Below are 18,078 nucleotides of genomic sequence, written 5' to 3'. Positions count from 1 at the left end.
CCAGTGATTTGAGTCAAATCACTGGTTTTAATGTGAAATTTAGCTCGATTTTAAAGTACTTTTGCGTTTTTTACTTTTTGTTGAGTTAAAGCGATTTCTAAAACTTCAGACATATCACTTACAAAATGAAATTTCAAGCCTTTTAAATAATCAACCTTAATTTCTTCAATATCTTTTTTGTTGTCTGTACATAGAATAATTTCTTTTATTTTAGCACGCTTGGCGGCTAAGATTTTTTCTTTAATTCCGCCTACTGGTAACACTTTTCCTCGAAGTGTAATTTCACCAGTCATAGCAATGCTCTTTTTAACTTTTCGCTGTGTAAACAATGAAACTAATGAAGTTAACATCGTGATTCCTGCACTAGGACCATCTTTTGGAGTTGCACCTTCTGGAACATGAATATGCACGTTATAATTCGAGAAAACATCTGGGTTTATATCAAAGTTTTCTGAATTAGCTTTAATATATTCCATTGCAATAGTTGCCGACTCTTTCATGACTTTACCTAAGTTTCCTGTGATATTAAGATTACCTTTACCCTTAGATAAAATTGATTCTATAAATAAAATATCACCACCAACACTCGTCCAAGCCAAACCAGTAACAACTCCAGCGACATCATTATTTTCGTAACGGTTACGCTCAAGCCTTGCTGGACCTAAAACTTCAACTAATTTGTCATTATTTATTTTTGCATCATGTTCTTCTTCCATTGCAATAGATTTTGCGATGTAACGTACAACTTTTGCAATTTGTTTTTCAAGACCACGAACACCTGACTCACGCGTATAACCTTCTATAATTTTTTCTAACTGAGGTTTACCTATTTTAATTTGGTTTTTCTTGAGTCCATGTTCTTTAATTTGTTTAGGTAAAAGGTGGCGTTTTGCTATTTCGACCTTTTCTTCGATAGTATAACCGTTTACGTTGATGATTTCCATTCTATCACGTAGAGCTGGCTGAATGGTACCCAAATTATTTGAGGTAGCTATAAACATGACTTTCGATAAATCGTAGCCAAGCTCTAAAAAATTATCGTGAAACTCGCTATTTTGCTCTGGGTCAAGCACTTCTAATAATGCTGAAGATGGATCTCCTTGGTTAGAATTACTCAGCTTATCGATTTCATCTAATACGAAAACTGGATTAGACGTACCAGCTTTTTTCAAACTTTGAATAATTCGCCCTGGCATGGCACCGATATATGTTTTTCTATGACCTCTTATTTCGGCCTCATCACGAAGTCCGCCAAGTGAGATACGAACATATTCTCTACCTAAAGCTTCTGCAACTGATTTACCAAGTGATGTTTTACCTACACCTGGAGGTCCATACAAGCAAAGTATTGGAGACTTCATATCATTTCGCAACTTTAAAACGGCCAAATATTCAATAATTCTTCTTTTTACGTCTTCTAAACCATAGTGGTCGCGATCAAGAATTTTTTGAGCTTTAGTTAAATCAAATTTATCTTTACTAAACTCATTCCAAGGCAGGTCTAAAAATAAATCTAAATAGTTTCTTTGAATAGAGAATTCAGCAACTTGTGGATTCATTCGTTGCATTTTAGCTAACTCTTTCTGAAAATGCTCGTCTACTTTTTTGTTCCACTTTTTAGATTTGGCGCGTTGTCGCATTTCTTCAATTTCAGATTCATGAGAAACACCACCTAATTCTTCTTGAATTGTTTTCATTTGCTGATGCAAAAAATATTCACGCTGTTGTTGGCTCATATCATTTTGCACCTTAGACTGAATATCATTTTTGAGTTCGAGCTTTTGAAACTCTAAATTCATATACTTAAGAGTTGCTAATGCTCGATCTTTCAAGTCGTTGGTTTCGAGTAGTTCTTGCTTATCTGCAACGTCTAAATTCATATTAGATGAAACAAAATTGACTAAAAATGAAGAACTCTCGATGTTTTTAATTGCAAACGAAGCTTCTGAAGGAATGTTAGGACTATCTTTTATAATACGTAAAGATAAATCTTTAATAGAATCTATAATAGCCGAAAATTCTTCATCTACCAAATTGGGACGTTTTTCAGGCACTTCTGAAATGCTACATTTTAGATAAGGGTCACTTTCAACTAATTCGTTTATTGCGAAACGTTTTTTACCTTGAATGATAACAGTTGTGTTACCGTCAGGCATTTTTAATACACGTAGAATTCTTGCAACAACGCCAACTTTATTGATATCTTCTAGATTAGGTTGCTCTTTATCTTCATTTTTTTGAGTAACTACACCAATAATTTTATCGCCATTGTTAGCATCGTTAATTAATTGAATTGATTTGTCTCTACCTGCCGTAATCGGAATCACAACACCTGGAAATAATACCGTATTTTTTAATGGTAAAATTGGTAAAACTTCAGGTAAGTCCTCTTTATTGATTAACTCTTCATCTTCGGTAGTCATCAATGGGATTAACTCTGCATCTTCTTCAATATCCTGTGATGACAAATTGTCAATATTAAATATGTTTGATTTAGCCATAGTAATGTTTTAGTCAATTTGTCAGTTTTTGAAAACTAACAATTGTTGTAATAATTTGATTTTTAAGAATAGAGAATGTATTTTTTACATTCGCATTATATATAGACAATAGGCATGCCAATTTACAATTTGGCAGTTGGTTTTGACTTGCGAATAATTAATCTTGCTCCTTTGTCGTATTTAATGTAATTATAAATCCAATTGGCAAAAGTAATAATTCTATTTCTAAAGCCAACTAAAAACCACAGGTGAACAAGCATCCAGATATACCAAGCAATTGTGCCAGATAATGTTGTTTTATTTAAATCGACTACAGCTTTATGTCGACCTATTGTTGCCATTGTTCCTTTATCGAAATATTCAAAAGCTTTTGGTTTTTTGTTTTTCAATGCGGCTTTAAAGTTATTTGCTAAGTTTTTAGCCTGTTGAATTGCAGGTTGTGCAACTTGTGGATGTCCGTCTGGAAATGCTGAAGTTTGCATCAGGGCAATATCTCCCAAAGCGTATATATCCTTAGCATTTTCAACTTCATGAAATTCGTTAACCTTGTAGCGATGTTTTACAATTGCATCTTGGTCTAAACCTTCAACTGTTGCACCTTTTACGCCAGCACTCCAAATAAAATTATAAGTAGAAAACACTTCATCTTGATTAGTTTTTACTTCAAAACCATCATAATTGGTTACCATAACATCGGTAATAACTTTAACTGAAAGTTTTTTGAGATAGTTTTCAGCATTTTGAGATGAAGTTTTAGACATCACAGGTAAAACACGAGATTGTCCTTCAAGTAAAATAATTTCAATGTCATCACTATCAAATTCAGGGTAATCTTCTTTAAAAATATGTTGTTTAAGTTCACCCAAAGCACCACACAATTCAACGCCAGTTGGTCCTGCACCTGCAATTACAAAACGTAACAAAGCCTTTTTTTCTTCCTCATCAACAGCATTAGAAGCCTTCTCTAAATTTTCTAAAATTCGGCTTCTTAAATTTAAAGCTTGAGAAACACTTTTCATCCAATAGGCATGCTTTTTTATAGCATCGTTACCAAAAAAATTAATTTTAGTGCCGGTACAAATTACCAACTTGTCGTAATTGATTTTACCTATATTTGAATGAATTTGCTTTTGATCACAATTAATTGAAGTAACCTCTGCGAGTTTAAAATATAAATTGTCAGCTTTATTTAAAAGTTTCCTTAATGGATATGCGATTGAATCTGGTTCTAAGCCAAAAGTGCTTACTTGATATAACAACGGCTGAAAAGCATGATAATTTTGTTTATCAAGCAATACAACTTGGTAAGCAGTATTGCTTAATGATTTAGCCAAGTTAATTCCGGCAAAGCCACCACCTATTATTACAATTCGTTCTGAATTTGATTCTGGAAACATATGTTTTTTTCTCAAATTAAAGTTTAAACTGAAATTTGAAAAAAAATTATACAAACTTTATCGTTTGCTAGTTGAAATATTCAATAAAATATCTACGAAATCGTTTTCGTGAATTAAAAATATCTCTATTTTTGCCACAAATTTCATTATTACTCTGCTAACATGAACACAACCAACAATTATGAGAAAGAGCTTAGTTTTCAAGCTAATCGAAGAAAATCATCTGTTAAATTCATCAACATTGTTAATGATTTATTTTATGATAAATCTATAGAATTAGTTTTATTTAGAAACTCTCTAATTAACAAAAATGCAAGTGAAATATTAAGTTTACACGAATATGCTGGCGAATTTGTTGGCAAGCCAATTTCTGTATTCGACTCAGTTGAAATTGCTGAGGCTATTCAAAATCTAGACTTACCTCCTTCAAAATTAGATATTGGTAAATTAACTTATGAGTTTCAGCTAGAGCCATCTAATGCTCACAATGCGGTTAGTTTTGTTTCAAAACAATTAGCAGATGCAAAACTAGCTAACAAACTTGAGCCTAAAGATGTTGTATTATATGGATTTGGTAGGATTGGTCGTCTTTTAGCACGCGAATTAGCGACAAAGACAGGTAAAGGTGATCAATTGCGTTTACGAGCCATTGTAACACGCGGTGAAATTAATGAAACTGTATTGGAGAAAAGAGCTTCACTACTCAATAATGATTCAGTTCATGCCAATTTTAACGGTACTGTTTCTGTCGATGTAGAAAATCAAGCGTTAATCATAAATGATACAACAGTTCATATGATTTCTGCCAACGCTCCTGAAGATATCGACTATACAAAATATGATATTAATAATGCACTTATTATAGATAACACAGGCGCTTTTAGAGATCATGAAGCTTTAAGTAGACACCTAAAATCTAAAGGTGCTGCAAAAGTACTTTTAACAGCGCCAGGTAAAGGAGTACCTAACATTGTTCACGGTGTAAACCAAAACGAGCATGATATAGAAAAAGTTGATATATTCTCAGCAGCATCTTGTACAACTAATGCTATTACACCTATTTTAAAAGCAGTTGATGATACTTTTGGCGTATCTCATGGACATTTAGAAACGATTCATGCTTACACCAACGATCAAAATTTAGTTGATAACATGCATAAAAAATATCGTCGTGGACGCGCTGCTGCTCTTAACATGGTAATTACCGAAACTGGTGCAGGAAAAGCTGTAGCTAAAGCTTTACCAAAACTTGAGGGTAAATTAACCTCATCTGCAATTCGTGTTCCCGTTCCTAATGGCTCACTCGCCATCTTGAATTTAACTTTTGATAAACCAACGACTAAAGACCAACTTAACGCTTGCATTAAGTCTTTTGCTTTAGAAGGTGATTTGGTAGAACAAATAAAATATTCGATAGACAATGAATTAGTATCAAGTGATATTGTAGGCACTTCAGCACCATCAATATACGATAGTTACGCTACAATTGTTGAAGGTAAATCTAATAATGCCATTTTATATATTTGGTACGACAACGAATATGGATACAGCCACCAAGTAATCAGGTTGGCTAAATATATTTCTAATGTAAGACGTTTCACTTACTATTAGAATGTTTGTTTCTTTTGATTTCAGGATAACCCTTAGCAAAATGCTAAGGGTTTTTTTGTACTTTTACAACCATTAAAATGTAATTTTAAGTCATATACAATGAAACTTCAACTTAAACTTCTACCGATTGTAATGTTTAGCTTTTTATTAGTAGCTCAAGTTCAAGCACAAAATAAAATCGACTCGACGGCCAATTCAGTAATAAAGCAATTTGAAACCACAATTTCAAAAGCTAATAACTACCAAGAATATAAAGTCATAAAAAAACAAGCTATACGAAACTTGCAAAATGAAGTCACCAATGAAATAGAACGTCTTGAGACTGAAATTAATAATTTAGATGAAACCATTTCTAAAAGAAATGAAACTATAAAAAATCTAAAAGCTGAAGTTTCTAGTTTAAAAACAAAAAATTCAAGTCTAGAAAATCAGCAAGAAGAAATGAAATTATTTGGTTCAATTAGTTTAACCAAAACAACGTATCGCCTAGTTTTATGGTCTATTGTTGCAGTATTACTGTTGCTTTTGCTATTTTTTATGTTTAGGTTTAGAAGAAGCCATATTATTAACGGAGAAATTAAAGCTAATCTTAAAAACCTAGATCATGAGTTTCAAAATTACAAACATAGCGCCTTAGAAAAGCAACAAAAATTAGGAAGGCAACTACAAGATGCCAAAAATGATTTGCAAAAAATTAAAAAAGAAAATTAACAAAATTGAAAGTATCTCATCGCTTCTATGAGTTTTTAACTGAAGACTCTGATTCACGTATTTGCAAATCAATTCCTGATTCTGATTGCACCAATGTTCCCAAAAACTTTAACTTAAATGTATTAAATGGTAGTTTAACTAAATTAGCTGAAGCGATTATAAGCCCGAATCTCACACTTGCTTGGATTTTAACTTTTTTAAACGCACCTGTATTTTTAATTGGTAGTTTAGTACCTGCTAAAGACATAGGCTCTTTGCTACCGCAATTAATCGTAAGCGGTAAAATAAGACAATTTAAAATAAGAAAATATTTTTGGGCAACAGCTGCGATTATACAATCTATTTGTATGTTTTTAGGTGGATTTGTAGTACTTTACAATCATGACAATGCCTTAGCATCTTATAGCATCTTAGCATTAATTTTCTTGTTTAGCATAGCTTCTGGCGTAGGTTCAGTGAGTTTTAAAGATGTTGTTGGCAAAACAATTCCAAAAGGTGAACGTGGACAAATGCTTAGTTATCGATCAACATTTGGAGGAATATTAGCATTAATAGCAGGACTTTTTATTAGCTTTTTTGTGAAAGAAAATGCTTCAGCTGAAATTTATGCTACATTATTTTTTTCTGCAGGTATTTTATGGTTTCTTGCTGCAATTGTTTTCTACGGGATTTCTGAAGAAAAAGGATCTACAAAAGGTGGTCGTTCACCAATTAACGAAATTAAAGAAGGTTTAAAGTTCATTAAATCTGATGATAATTATAGGAATTTCTTATTTACCCGAGCATTATTAATGGCTATCCCTTTACTTCAACCCTTTTATGTCGTTTTAGCCAACCAATTAACAGGAAATTCATTTTCGAGTTTGGGTTACTTAATTGTTGTAACTAGCATTGCACAAATCATTAGTAGTCCACTTTGGGGGAAAATTGCAGACAAGTCAAGCTTAAAACTTTTACAAATTGCAAGCGGCATTACTTTAATAGGAATTGCATACGCCATTATAATTTATCTCCAAAATCCATCTCATATATCTATTAGCTTTATTTTACCTCTATTTTTTGTTAATGCTATTGCATACGCAGGCGCAAGATTAAGTCGAAAAACCTACTTAGTAGATTATGCACCTGATGAAGATAGACCGACTTATGTTGCCATGGCAAGCACATTTATTGGCTTATTTACAATTATAACAGCTAGTTTTGGTTTAATTACCGATTATTTTGGTCTTTTATATCAGTTTATATTCTTTGCTATTCTATTAATTGTTTGTATTGTCTTCAGTTTAAAATTAAAAGATATTCAAAATGAGAATTGATATTATAAGTGTTGTTCCAGACCTGATAAAAAGTCCATTTGAAGGATCAATTATTCAGCGTGCTATTGCAAAAGGTCATGTAGAAGTTTTTTTTCATAATTTAAGAGATTACACTTCAAATAATTACAAACAAGTTGACGATTACCAATATGGCGGTGGCGCTGGTATGGTTATGATGATTGAGCCTATTGATAAATGTATTTCAAAACTAAAAAGTGAGCGCGATTACGATGAAGTCATCTATATGACACCTGATGGCGAAACATTAAACCAAGCTATGGCCAACCAAATGTCATTACTAAAAAATATCATTATTTTATGCGGTCACTACAAAGGTGTAGACCAGCGCGTACGTGATTTATTTATTACTAAAGAAATATCAATTGGAGATTACGTACTTTCTGGTGGCGAACTAGGAGCTGCCATTTTAAGTGATGCGATAATCAGGTTAATTCCAGGTGTTTTAGGTAACGAAACTTCGGCCTTAACAGATTCGTTCCAGGATAATTTATTATCTCCACCAATTTATACAAGACCTTCAAATTACAAAGGTCATGAAGTACCTTCAGTCCTATTAAGTGGTCATAACCAAAACGTTGAAAAATGGAGAGATGACAAAGCGCTTGAACGAACAAGGAATTTAAGACCAGATTTGTTGGACGAATAATTTTATAAATTAGAATAAAATACTATTTTTGCAAACTATTATTAACCTCTGACGAAAACCGTGTACGTTAATAATTATTAAAATTAATACAGATAAAATGGATTTAGTAAAGTTTGTCCAAAACGAATTTGTTGAAAAGAAAGACTTTCCAGAATTTTCATCTGGTGATACTATTACAGTTTACTATGAAATTAAAGAAGGTCAAAAAACAAGAACTCAGTTTTTTAAAGGTGTTGTAATCCAAGTCAAAGGTACTGGATTGTTAAAAACATTTACTATTAGAAAAATGAGTGGAACTGTTGGTGTTGAAAAGATTTTCCCAATCAACATGCCAGCACTTCAAAAAATTGAAGTTAATAAACGAGGAAGCGTTAGACGTGCTCGAATTAATTACTTCAGAAACCTCACAGGTAAGAAGGCTAAAATTAAAGAAAAGCGTTCAAACTAAGAAAACTAAAAAGCTTGCAAATTGCAAGCTTTTTTTTTGATCATTATCAAAATGATAAAATAAACTTTAATCATTTAATTATTCATTATTTTTAAGTGATTTATTTAAATTATTTATAATAAATAAAACATAAATTTATGAGTCAAGATTCTTCTCAAATTGTTTATACAAAAACAGATGAGGCGCCAGCCTTAGCCACCTACTCATTTCTACCTATCGTAAGAAAATTCACAAATACTGCAAACATACAGGTTACATCTAAAGACATTTCACTTTCAGCTCGTATTCTAGCAAATTTAAAGGACTTTTTACCAGAACATCAACACGTTAATGATGCATTAGCAGAACTCGGCGAACTAGCCAAAACACCAAAAGCTAACATTATTAAATTACCCAATATTAGTGCTTCTGTACCTCAACTTTCAGCCGCAATAAAAGAATTACAACTAAAAGGTTATGAAGTACCTGATTATCCTTCAAACCCAAAAAACGATAAAGAAAAAGCAATTAAAGCTGCTTATGCAAAAGTTTTAGGAAGTGCAGTTAATCCTGTTTTAAGAGAAGGTAATTCAGATCGTCGAGTGGCAGAACCAGTAAAAGAGTACGCAAAAGCAAATCCTCACAGACTTGAAGACTGGAGCAAAGACTCAAAATCTCATGTTGCCCACATGGATGATGGTGACTTTTACGGGAGCGAGAAGTCTTTAACAATGCAAAAATCAGATAGCGTAAATATTGAATTACAAACTTCAACTGGTACTAAATTGCTTAAAGAAGCTTTAGTATTAGAACAAGGCGAAGTAATAGATGCATCTGTACTAACTGTTTCAAAACTAAAAGATTTTATTTCAAAGGAAATTGAAGATGCCAAGCAAAAAGACATCTTATTTTCTGTGCATTTAAAGGCTACTATGATGAAGGTTTCCGATCCAATCATTTTTGGTCACATTGTTAAAGTCTATTTTGAAGAACTTTTTAATAAATATCAAAAAGAATTTACCCAACTTGGAGTAAATGTAAACAATGGAATTGGTGATGTTTTTGATAAGATTAGTGAATTACCAAAAAATAAGCAAGAAGCCATTAAAGAAGATATTGAAGCTATTTACGATAAAAAAGCAGACTTAGCTATGGTTGATAGCGATAATTGTATCACAAATCTTCATGTCCCAAGTAATGTTATTATTGACGCCTCAATGCCAGCAGCCTTTAAAAGTGGTGGTAAAATGTGGAATAAAAAAAACGAAACACAAGACATGAAAGCTGTTATTCCAGACCGCTCTTATGCTGGAATTTACCAACAAGTTATTGATTTCTGCAAAGCTAACGGCAAGTTTGATGTTACAACCATGGGTAATGTATCTAATGTTGGTCTTATGGCTAAAAAAGCCGAAGAATATGGCTCGCACGATAAAACTTTTGAAATACCTGAAGCAGGAACTGTACTTGTAAAAAACAAAAACGGAGACGTTTTATTATCGCATAAAGTTGAAGAAGGCGATATTTGGCGAATGTGTCAAACAAAAGATTTACCAATAAAAGATTGGGTTAAATTAGGAGTTAAACGTGCAAAAACTACAGGCAACCCTGCTATTTTTTGGTTAGATGAAAATCGTGGCCATGATACAGAATTAATCAAAAAAGTCAATCATTACCTTAAGGATCATGATTTAACTGGTTTAGAAGTAAAAATCATGAATCCAGAAGATGCTATGAAATATACACTTGAACGTGTAAGAAGCGGTCAAGATACCATTTCAGTAACAGGAAATGTTTTGAGAGATTATTTAACTGACCTATTTCCTATTCTAGAATTAGGAACAAGTGCTAAAATGCTGTCTATAGTTCCTTTATTAGCCGGTGGAGGCTTGTTTGAAACTGGTGCAGGTGGTTCAGCACCAAAACATGTACAGCAATTTGTAAAAGAAGGACATTTGCGCTGGGATTCCTTAGGTGAGTTTTTAGCACTCGCCGTTTCTATTGAAGATATTGCTGAAAAAACTAATAATACCAAAGCTAAGGTTTTAGCAAAAGCACTTAATAAGGCAAATAGTACTTATCTTAAAAATGATAAATCACCTTCTCGAAAGGTCAATGAAATTGATAATCGCGGAACTCATTTTTACTTGGCAAAATATTGGGCTGAAGCTCTAGCTGAACAAGATGAAGACGAAGATTTAAAAGCTATTTTTTCAGAATTAGCAAAACATTTAAAAGCTAATGAAGCTAAGATTAATGAAGAGCTACTGAATGCACAAGGTAAGCCTGTAAATATTGAAGGTTACTATTTTCCAGATGAAAAGTTAGTTACAAAACAAATGCGCCCAAGTCAAACTCTAAATGATTTAATAGACGCTTAATTTCTAAATATTTAATTTTAAAAAAATCAGGATTAAAAATCCTGATTTTTTTTTTGAGTAATCTTAAAAACAAAAAAGCCGAATTTAAAAATTCGGCTTCATTGTATTAATTAGAAGTTATAATTTATTTTTTAAACTTCTTGTATTTGTTTTTGAACTTATCAATTCTACCAGCTGTGTCAACTAACTTAGTTTTACCAGTATAAAAAGGATGAGATGTTCTTGAAATTTCTAGTTTAACTAAAGGATACTCAGTCCCATCAACTTCTAAAGTTTCTTTTGTATTTGCAGTAGATTTAGTAATAAAAACTTCATTATTAGACATATCTTTAAATGCAACTAATCTATAATTTTCTGGGTGTATACCTTTTCTCATTTTTCAAATATTTAATTCAGTTTGCAAATTTAGATAAAAATTAAAACTAAACAATATATTTTTTAAAAAATATCTATTTACAATTCTTCAATCTAACTAAGAATTTTGATTACTTTCGTAGTAAAGATTATATTTGCAATTATTTAAAATTATGGAAGAACAAAATATTTCTATAAAACCATATGCTTCAAGATTTGGTTTAGCCTTTGGCGGAGCGTCAATTTTAGTCTTAGTACTATTGTACGCATTTCAGTTAGAACAAAATGCAGGCATAGGAATATTAAACTTATTAATTAACTCCGCTATTGTTTTTTATGCCATTCATTTATATAAAAATGATAATGCTGCTCAGCTTAACTTTTCAACAGCCTTAAAAATTGGTTTAGCTATTGGTGCAATTGGTGGTTTAATTTATGCGGTTTATACCTACTTACATTATAGCTTCATTCAGCCTGAGTTTATTGAGTCTATGAAAACTGAAGCATTAACAGCCGTTGATGCTGAAATTTCTAAACAAAATATGGAGGGCGAACAAGCTGAAATGGCAAAATCTGTAGCACTTTTATTTACATCACCATTTGTTATCGCTACAATGGGTCTAATCTCAATTATGCTTAAAACCCTCTTTATTAGCTTAATTGTGGGCTTAATAAAGAAAAACTAAACCATGCAAATATCCATTGTAATTCCATTACTCAATGAAGCTGAGTCTATTGAAGAATTATATCAATGGATTACAAAAGTCATGGATTTGCACAAGTTTAGCTACGAACTAATATTTGTTGATGATGGTAGTAAAGATAACTCCTGGAAAATTATAAGCAAAATAGCTAAAACTTCTGCAGAAGTTTCTGGAATCAGGTTTTCAAGAAACTTTGGTAAATCGCAAGCTTTAGATGCTGGTTTTAAAAAAGCACAAGGAGACGTTATTATTACTATGGACGCTGACCTACAAGATAATCCAGAAGAAATTCCAAAACTTTACAAAAAAATTAATCAAGAAAATTTCGACTTGATTTCTGGATGGAAGAAAAAACGTTATGACTCAGTGCTATTTAAAAATTTACCTTCAAAATTATTTAATGCTGCTGCTAGATTCACTTCTGGACTAAAATTACATGACTTTAACTGTGGTCTTAAAGCTTATAAGAAAGAAGTAATAAAAACCATAAAACTTAGTGGGGAAATGCATCGATACATTCCAGTATTAGCAAAAAATGAAGGCTTTGATAAAATTACCGAACAAGTTGTTAAACATCAAGCTCGTAAATATGGACATACAAAGTTTGGAGCTGAACGTTTTATTAACGGTTTTTTAGACTTGATAACAATTTGGTTTTTTTCTAAATTTGGAAAACGGCCAATGCATCTGTTTGGAGCTTTTGGTGTTTTAATGTTTTTTGTAGGTTTTATATCAGCATTTTGGATTGGTGCATCTAAACTTTACAAACTATATAACAACATTCCTGATATTTTAGTAGTAGACAATCCTTGGTTTTACATTGCTCTTACTGCGATGTTAATTGGTGTAAATTTATTTATTGCTGGCTTTATTGGCGAACTTATTTTAAAAAACAACCAACACAAACCAAACTATACAATTAAGGAATTTATAAATTAATTAAAATGAAAACAGTGATTGAAAAAGCTAAATCTTGGCTCGATAAACATATTTTTGACGAACAGACCATAAATGAAGTTCAAGAACTCATCTCAAATGATCCAAAAAACCTAGAAGAAGCATTCTACAAAAATTTAGCTTTTGGCACAGGTGGAATGCGTGGAGTAATGGGTGCTGGCACTAATAGAATTAATAAATATACTTTGGGTAAAAACACACAAGGTATTGCTAATTACCTCAAACAATCATTTCCTGACGAACATCTAAAGGTAGTAATTGCCTACGACTGTAGACACAATAGTAAAAAATTTGCTTACGAGGTTGCTCATGTTTTCTCTGCAAATGGTATTCAAGTCTTCATTTTCCCAGAATTACGTCCTACTCCACTTCTATCTTATTCAGTCAAGCACTTGGGCTGTCATTGTGGAATTGTTCTAACAGCAAGTCACAATCCACCAGAATATAACGGCTACAAAGTTTATTGGAAAGATGGTGGACAACTTGTCCCGCCTCAAGATCAAGAAATTATTACTGAAATTGATCGACTCAAGTTTAGTCAAATTAAATTTGATGCGAATCAAGAATTAATAAACGAATTAAACGAAACTACCGATCAAGCTTTTATTAATGATGTTATTAAAAATGGTAGCTTTTCTTCACCAACTGAAGCAAAAAACAAGCTAAATATCGCGTTTACTTCACTACATGGCACATCAATCACTTTAGTACCTCAAACGCTTCGGAAAGCAGGCTATAAAAATCTTCATATTGTAGAAGAGCAAGCCGAACCTAACGGAGATTTCCCAACAGTCAAATCTCCAAATCCTGAAGAACCTGAAGCCTTAGAGCTTGCTTTAAATTTAGGTAAAAAAACCAATAGCGACCTTGTAATTGGCACAGATCCAGATAGTGATCGCTTAGGAATTGCAGTACGAGACTTGCAAGGCAATCTTCAGTTATTAAATGGAAACCAAACAATGGTTTTAATGACAGCTTTTTTACTTGAACAATGGCAAAAAAAATCTATGCTAAATGAAAGTGAGTTTGTAGCATCAACTATTGTTTCTACACCAATGATGCGGATTTTAACAGAGAGCTATGGCGTTGAATATAAAGAAAGCTTAACAGGATTTAAATGGATTGCTAAATTAATCAAAGATCATCCTGAACTCGATTTTATTGGCGGTGGTGAAGAAAGTTTTGGATTTATGGTTGGAGACTTTGTGCGTGATAAAGATGCGGTAACGTCTATTTTATTAGTTTGCGAAATGGCTGCACAACTAAAAGCAGAAGGCTTAAGTCTTTACGAAAAGCTCATTCAGCTTTATATTGACCATGGCTACTTTAAAGAAAAGCTAGTTGCATTGGTTAAAAAAGGAATTGAAGGTGCCCATGAAATTAAACAAAAAATGATTAGCCTTCGTCAACAACCTCTCGAAACAATTGATGGTGAAAAAATTGTTTTAATTGAAGATTACCAAACTGGTATTGCAACAAACAAACAAGACCATAGCAGTTATAACCTAAGTGTTCCTAAATCTAATGTACTTATTTTTTATACCGAAAATGGGACAAAAATCGCTGCCAGACCTAGTGGCACAGAACCAAAAATTAAATTTTATATCAGCGTTAACTCAGCTTTAAGTAAAAAAGAAGAATTTGATGAAGTTTCTTCAAGGCTTGAAACCAAACTTAACCGTATTGTTAAAGAATTAGGCATTGCCTAAATTTAAAATTAATGACCTACTTTAAAAAAATTATTCGCTTTGCGATTCCCTACAAACGCTTCGCTATTTTAAATATCATAGCTAATGTTTTTTATGCTATTTTTAGTGCACTTTCGTTTTTAGCATTAATTCCAATGCTTGATGTTTTATTCGGACAAAATGAATGTGGTAAAGAAGAGGTGATTCAAAAACCAAGCTATGAAGGTATTACCTCTGCTAAAGATTATTTTAAAGATTATTTTGCTTACCAAGTAAATAGTTTTGCAGAAGATGATGCCTCAAAAGCTTTAATGTTAGTCATTGGCTTAGTGGTTGTTTTATTTTTACTTAAAAACTTAGCCAACTATTTAGCCATGTTTTTTATCACTTTTTTACGAAATGGAGTTTTAAAAGACTTGAGAAACGCTTTGTATAAAAAAACAATAGAATTACCACTTTCACATTACTCTGAAAAACGAAAAGGCGATACAATTGCAAGAATTACAAGTGATGTGCTTGAAATTCAACATTCATTTTTATCTATTTTAGAGCTAATTGTGCGTGAGCCGCTCACAATTTTAGTGACTATTATAGCTATGTTATTAATAAGTGTTAAGCTTACTATATTTGTATTCATATTTATACCAATATCAGGCTTTTTAATTTCATTAATCGGTAAATCTTTAAAAAAGCAATCAGATAAAGTTCAAAAAGAACAAGGATATTTTTTGTCGATCCTTGAAGAAACTTTAGGTGGTCTAAAAATCATTAAGGGTTTTAACGCCGAATCGATCTTTTATAATAAGTTTAAATCATCAACCGAAAATTTCTTTAATTATTCTAATTCATTACTGAACCGTCAAAATTTAGCTTCACCAGCCTCAGAGTTTTTAGGAATAGCAGTTATTGCTGTGTTATTATGGTACGGAGGCAATATGGTATTAAATGAAGGTTTACTTGATGGAAGTAGCTTTATTGCCTACATGGGATTAGCCTACAATATTTTAACGCCTGCAAAAGGAATCTCAAAAGCAAGCTACAATGTTAAAAAAGGAAATGCAGCTGCAGAAAGAGTTTTAGAAATTCTTGAAACTGAAAATACAATTCAAGACCCAAAGCAAGCAATCCAAAAAACTGACTTTAAAACAGCAATATCGATTAAAAACTTATGGTTTAAATATGAAGATGAATATGTTTTAAAAGACTTTTCTGCGCATATCAAAAAAGGAGAAACCTTAGCACTAGTTGGCCAATCTGGAAGTGGAAAATCTACTATTGCAAATCTTTTAACCCGGTTTTACGATACAAATAAGGGTGAAATATCTATTGATGACATCAAGCTTAAAGATTTAAAACAAAAAGATTTACGCCAATTGATGGGACTCGTGACGCAAGATTCGATATTATTTAATGACACAATTGCTGAAAACCTAAGAATTGGAAAACCTAATGCCACTGATGACGAATTAATTAAAGCTTTAAAAATAGCTAATGCTTTTGATTTTGTAAATAATTTACCAAAAGGCATTAATACAAATATAGGCGACAGCGGAAATAAACTCAGTGGTGGTCAAAAACAACGGCTTTCTATAGCAAGAGCTGTACTGAAAAACCCACCAATCATGATTCTCGACGAAGCAACTTCAGCCTTAGACACAGAAAGTGAGCGATTAGTTCAAAAAGCACTAGAAAACATGATGAAAAACAGAACATCAATTGTTATTGCACATAGACTTTCAACTATTCAAAATGCTGATAAAATAATTGTGCTGCAAAAAGGAGAAATTGTTGAGGAAGGAAAGCATGACGAATTAATTGCCAAAAAAGGAACTTACATGAAGTTAGTTGAAATGCAATCATTTGAATAAAATAAAGCTTGACTGAAGAAGAAATCATATCAAATTTACAGCAAGGCAAAAGAAAGGAAGAAGCCTTCGCAGCATTAGTTGAAGAACACAAAGTTAGATTATACTGGCATATCAGAAACTTAGTGAAAATTCATGAAGATGCTGATGATGTGCTTCAAAATACATTTATTAAAGTTTATAAAAATATTAAAAACTTTAAAGGAGAAAGTAAGCTTTATAGCTGGATGTACCGAATTGCAACCAACGAGTCAATCACGTTTCTAAACAAAAAAGCAAAGAAAAAAAACATCAGTGTTCCAGAACTAAAAGAATTTATTTTAAATTCTTTAGAAAGTGACGTCTATTTTGAAGGTGACGCGATTGAATTAAAATTACAAAAAGCAATTGAAACACTTCCAGACAAACAAAAACAGGTTTTCTTAATGAAATACTTTGAAAACTTACCGTATAAAGATATTTCTGAAATACTAAACACAAGTGAAGGCGCTTTAAAATCTAACTATCACCATGCCACAAAAAAAATTGAAAAATACTTGAAAAATAATTAAACTTTAAGGCCAAGCACTAGTCTAATAATCAAATGGATAAACATAAAGCTACATATCAAAAAAAATCTGGATTTAAAGTTCCTGACAACTATTTTAATGAATTTAAAATTAGTGAGTTAAATCTTATTGAGAAGAAAGTATTTAATATCCCTGACAACTATTTTGAAGAGTTAGAGATAAAGTTACCTCAAGAGTCCAAAGTAATAAATCTAAGGCAACGTGTTTTACTTATTTCAAGTTCAGTAGCGGCTATTCTCATAATTGCTCTCATTGCACTTTATCCGTCTAGAAATAATCAAAAGCTAGATTCATTTTCTAATGTTGAACAATCTGAGATAGAAGATTATTTAGAAACAGAACTTGAAAATCCTGAAGACTATATTGATGACAATACACCCATAGATTTCAATAATTTTGAACAAAATCAATTAAGCTCTGAGGAGATTGCAAAATATTTAGGTGATAATCTTTATGAAGAAGATTTTATAAATAACTAAAATGAAAAAAATAATTTTATTAGTAACACTTAGTTTAAGTCTTTTGAGTTTTGCTCAAGAAGATGATAAAATCGAAAGTTTAAAAATAGCCTTTTTTACAGAAGAACTCCAGCTTACACCTGATGAAGCTAAATTATTTTGGCCTGTATATAACAAACATACAAGCATTTATTACAATTTGAGAGACAAGCAATGGTCTTCCATAAAAAAGCGTTTAGACAAAATTAAAACACTTTCTGAATCCGAAGCTAATCAGCTTTTAGATGATTACATTAATTACAAGATTCAGCGAAACAAAATTAGAGTTAACTATGTTAATGCGCTTAAAAAGGTTATTTCACCGAAGCAAATTATGATGCTTAAAAAAGCTGAATACGACTTTAACAAAAAACTGATAAAACAATACAGTTCTAAATCTTCAACTAAAGACTAATTATGTAAATTTGCGCAA

16 protein-coding genes are annotated in these 18,078 nt (G+C 31.9%); 13 read left to right on the top strand and 3 right to left on the bottom strand.

Features of this window, described 5'->3' with window-relative positions; all coding sequences use genetic code 11:
* Nucleotides 1-50 precede the first annotated feature (50 nt).
* Both lon and IMZ30_RS10510 read right to left on the bottom strand, forming a co-directional pair.
* Complete coding sequence (gene lon / locus IMZ30_RS10515; RefSeq protein WP_207038259.1) at nt 51-2,501, bottom strand: endopeptidase La; 2,451 nt, start codon at nt 2,499-2,501, stop codon at nt 51-53.
* A gap of 122 nt (nt 2,502-2,623) precedes the next feature.
* Nucleotides 2,624-3,913 (bottom strand): NAD(P)/FAD-dependent oxidoreductase, encoded by a 1,290-nt coding sequence (locus IMZ30_RS10510; protein ID WP_317194390.1) that lies wholly within the window; start codon nt 3,911-3,913, stop codon nt 2,624-2,626.
* Between the two features lie 147 nt (nt 3,914-4,060).
* Here IMZ30_RS10510 and IMZ30_RS10505 point away from each other — a divergent pair, with 147 nt between their 5' ends.
* The 6 genes from IMZ30_RS10505 to IMZ30_RS10480 all read left to right on the top strand — a co-directional run bounded on the left by IMZ30_RS10505 (nt 4,061) and on the right by IMZ30_RS10480 (nt 11,011).
* Nucleotides 4,061-5,509: a glyceraldehyde-3-phosphate dehydrogenase gene (locus IMZ30_RS10505; RefSeq protein ID WP_207038258.1), complete on the top strand. Its 1,449-nt coding sequence runs from the start codon at nt 4,061-4,063 to the stop codon at nt 5,507-5,509.
* A gap of 99 nt (nt 5,510-5,608) precedes the next feature.
* A complete protein-coding gene (locus IMZ30_RS10500) occupies nt 5,609-6,220 on the top strand; it encodes a hypothetical protein (RefSeq protein ID WP_207038257.1) in 612 nt (203 codons plus the stop codon).
* 5 nt (nt 6,221-6,225) lie between these two features.
* Entirely contained in the window at nt 6,226-7,536 is a 1,311-nt protein-coding gene (locus tag IMZ30_RS10495) for an MFS transporter (RefSeq protein WP_207038256.1), read from the top strand.
* Nucleotides 7,526-8,203, top strand: coding sequence for a tRNA (guanosine(37)-N1)-methyltransferase TrmD (trmD, locus tag IMZ30_RS10490; RefSeq protein ID WP_207038255.1), 678 nt, complete (start codon nt 7,526-7,528; stop codon nt 8,201-8,203). The genes IMZ30_RS10495 and trmD overlap by 11 nt, the downstream gene beginning before the upstream one ends.
* A gap of 97 nt (nt 8,204-8,300) precedes the next feature.
* Nucleotides 8,301-8,651, top strand: coding sequence for a 50S ribosomal protein L19 (rplS, locus tag IMZ30_RS10485; protein WP_207038254.1), 351 nt, complete (start codon nt 8,301-8,303; stop codon nt 8,649-8,651).
* 137 nt (nt 8,652-8,788) lie between these two features.
* Nucleotides 8,789-11,011, top strand: a complete 2,223-nt coding sequence (locus IMZ30_RS10480; protein WP_207038253.1) for an NADP-dependent isocitrate dehydrogenase — start codon at nt 8,789-8,791, stop codon at nt 11,009-11,011.
* A 124-nt stretch (nt 11,012-11,135) separates the two neighbouring features.
* Here IMZ30_RS10480 and IMZ30_RS10475 read toward each other — a convergent pair whose 3' ends face one another.
* The gene (locus IMZ30_RS10475) at nt 11,136-11,387 is read right to left on the bottom strand and encodes a type B 50S ribosomal protein L31 (protein ID WP_073193091.1); all 252 of its coding nucleotides are present in this window, start codon (nt 11,385-11,387) and stop codon (nt 11,136-11,138) included.
* A gap of 151 nt (nt 11,388-11,538) precedes the next feature.
* Here IMZ30_RS10475 and IMZ30_RS10470 point away from each other — a divergent pair, with 151 nt between their 5' ends.
* From IMZ30_RS10470 to IMZ30_RS10440, 7 genes are read left to right on the top strand one after another with little or no spacing between them, the layout of a single operon-like run.
* Nucleotides 11,539-12,051 carry a DUF4199 domain-containing protein gene (locus IMZ30_RS10470; protein ID WP_207038252.1) on the top strand — a complete coding sequence of 171 codons (513 nt, stop codon included), beginning with the start codon at nt 11,539-11,541 and terminating at the stop codon, nt 12,049-12,051.
* 3 nt (nt 12,052-12,054) lie between these two features.
* A complete protein-coding gene (locus tag IMZ30_RS10465) occupies nt 12,055-13,008 on the top strand; it encodes a glycosyltransferase family 2 protein (RefSeq protein ID WP_207038251.1) in 954 nt (317 codons plus the stop codon).
* 5 nt (nt 13,009-13,013) lie between these two features.
* A complete protein-coding gene (locus tag IMZ30_RS10460; RefSeq protein ID WP_207038250.1) occupies nt 13,014-14,735 on the top strand; it encodes a phospho-sugar mutase in 1,722 nt (573 codons plus the stop codon).
* An 11-nt stretch (nt 14,736-14,746) separates the two neighbouring features.
* Nucleotides 14,747-16,582: an ABC transporter ATP-binding protein gene (locus tag IMZ30_RS10455; RefSeq protein WP_207038249.1), complete on the top strand. Its 1,836-nt coding sequence runs from the start codon at nt 14,747-14,749 to the stop codon at nt 16,580-16,582.
* A gap of 8 nt (nt 16,583-16,590) precedes the next feature.
* A complete protein-coding gene (locus IMZ30_RS10450) occupies nt 16,591-17,130 on the top strand; it encodes an RNA polymerase sigma factor (protein ID WP_207038248.1) in 540 nt (179 codons plus the stop codon).
* 32 nt (nt 17,131-17,162) lie between these two features.
* On the top strand, nt 17,163-17,627 hold the full coding sequence (locus IMZ30_RS10445; protein WP_207038247.1) for a hypothetical protein: 465 nt from the start codon (nt 17,163-17,165) through the stop codon (nt 17,625-17,627).
* Nucleotide 17,628: 1 nt separating this feature from the next.
* Entirely contained in the window at nt 17,629-18,060 is a 432-nt protein-coding gene (locus IMZ30_RS10440; RefSeq protein WP_207038246.1) for a hypothetical protein, read from the top strand.
* The last annotated feature ends 18 nt before the right edge of the window (nt 18,061-18,078 follow it).

The organism is Psychroflexus sp. ALD_RP9, from assembly GCF_017311165.1.
Taxonomy (GTDB): domain Bacteria; phylum Bacteroidota; class Bacteroidia; order Flavobacteriales; family Flavobacteriaceae; genus Psychroflexus.
This window is presented reverse-complemented; position numbering and strand designations above follow the sequence as displayed.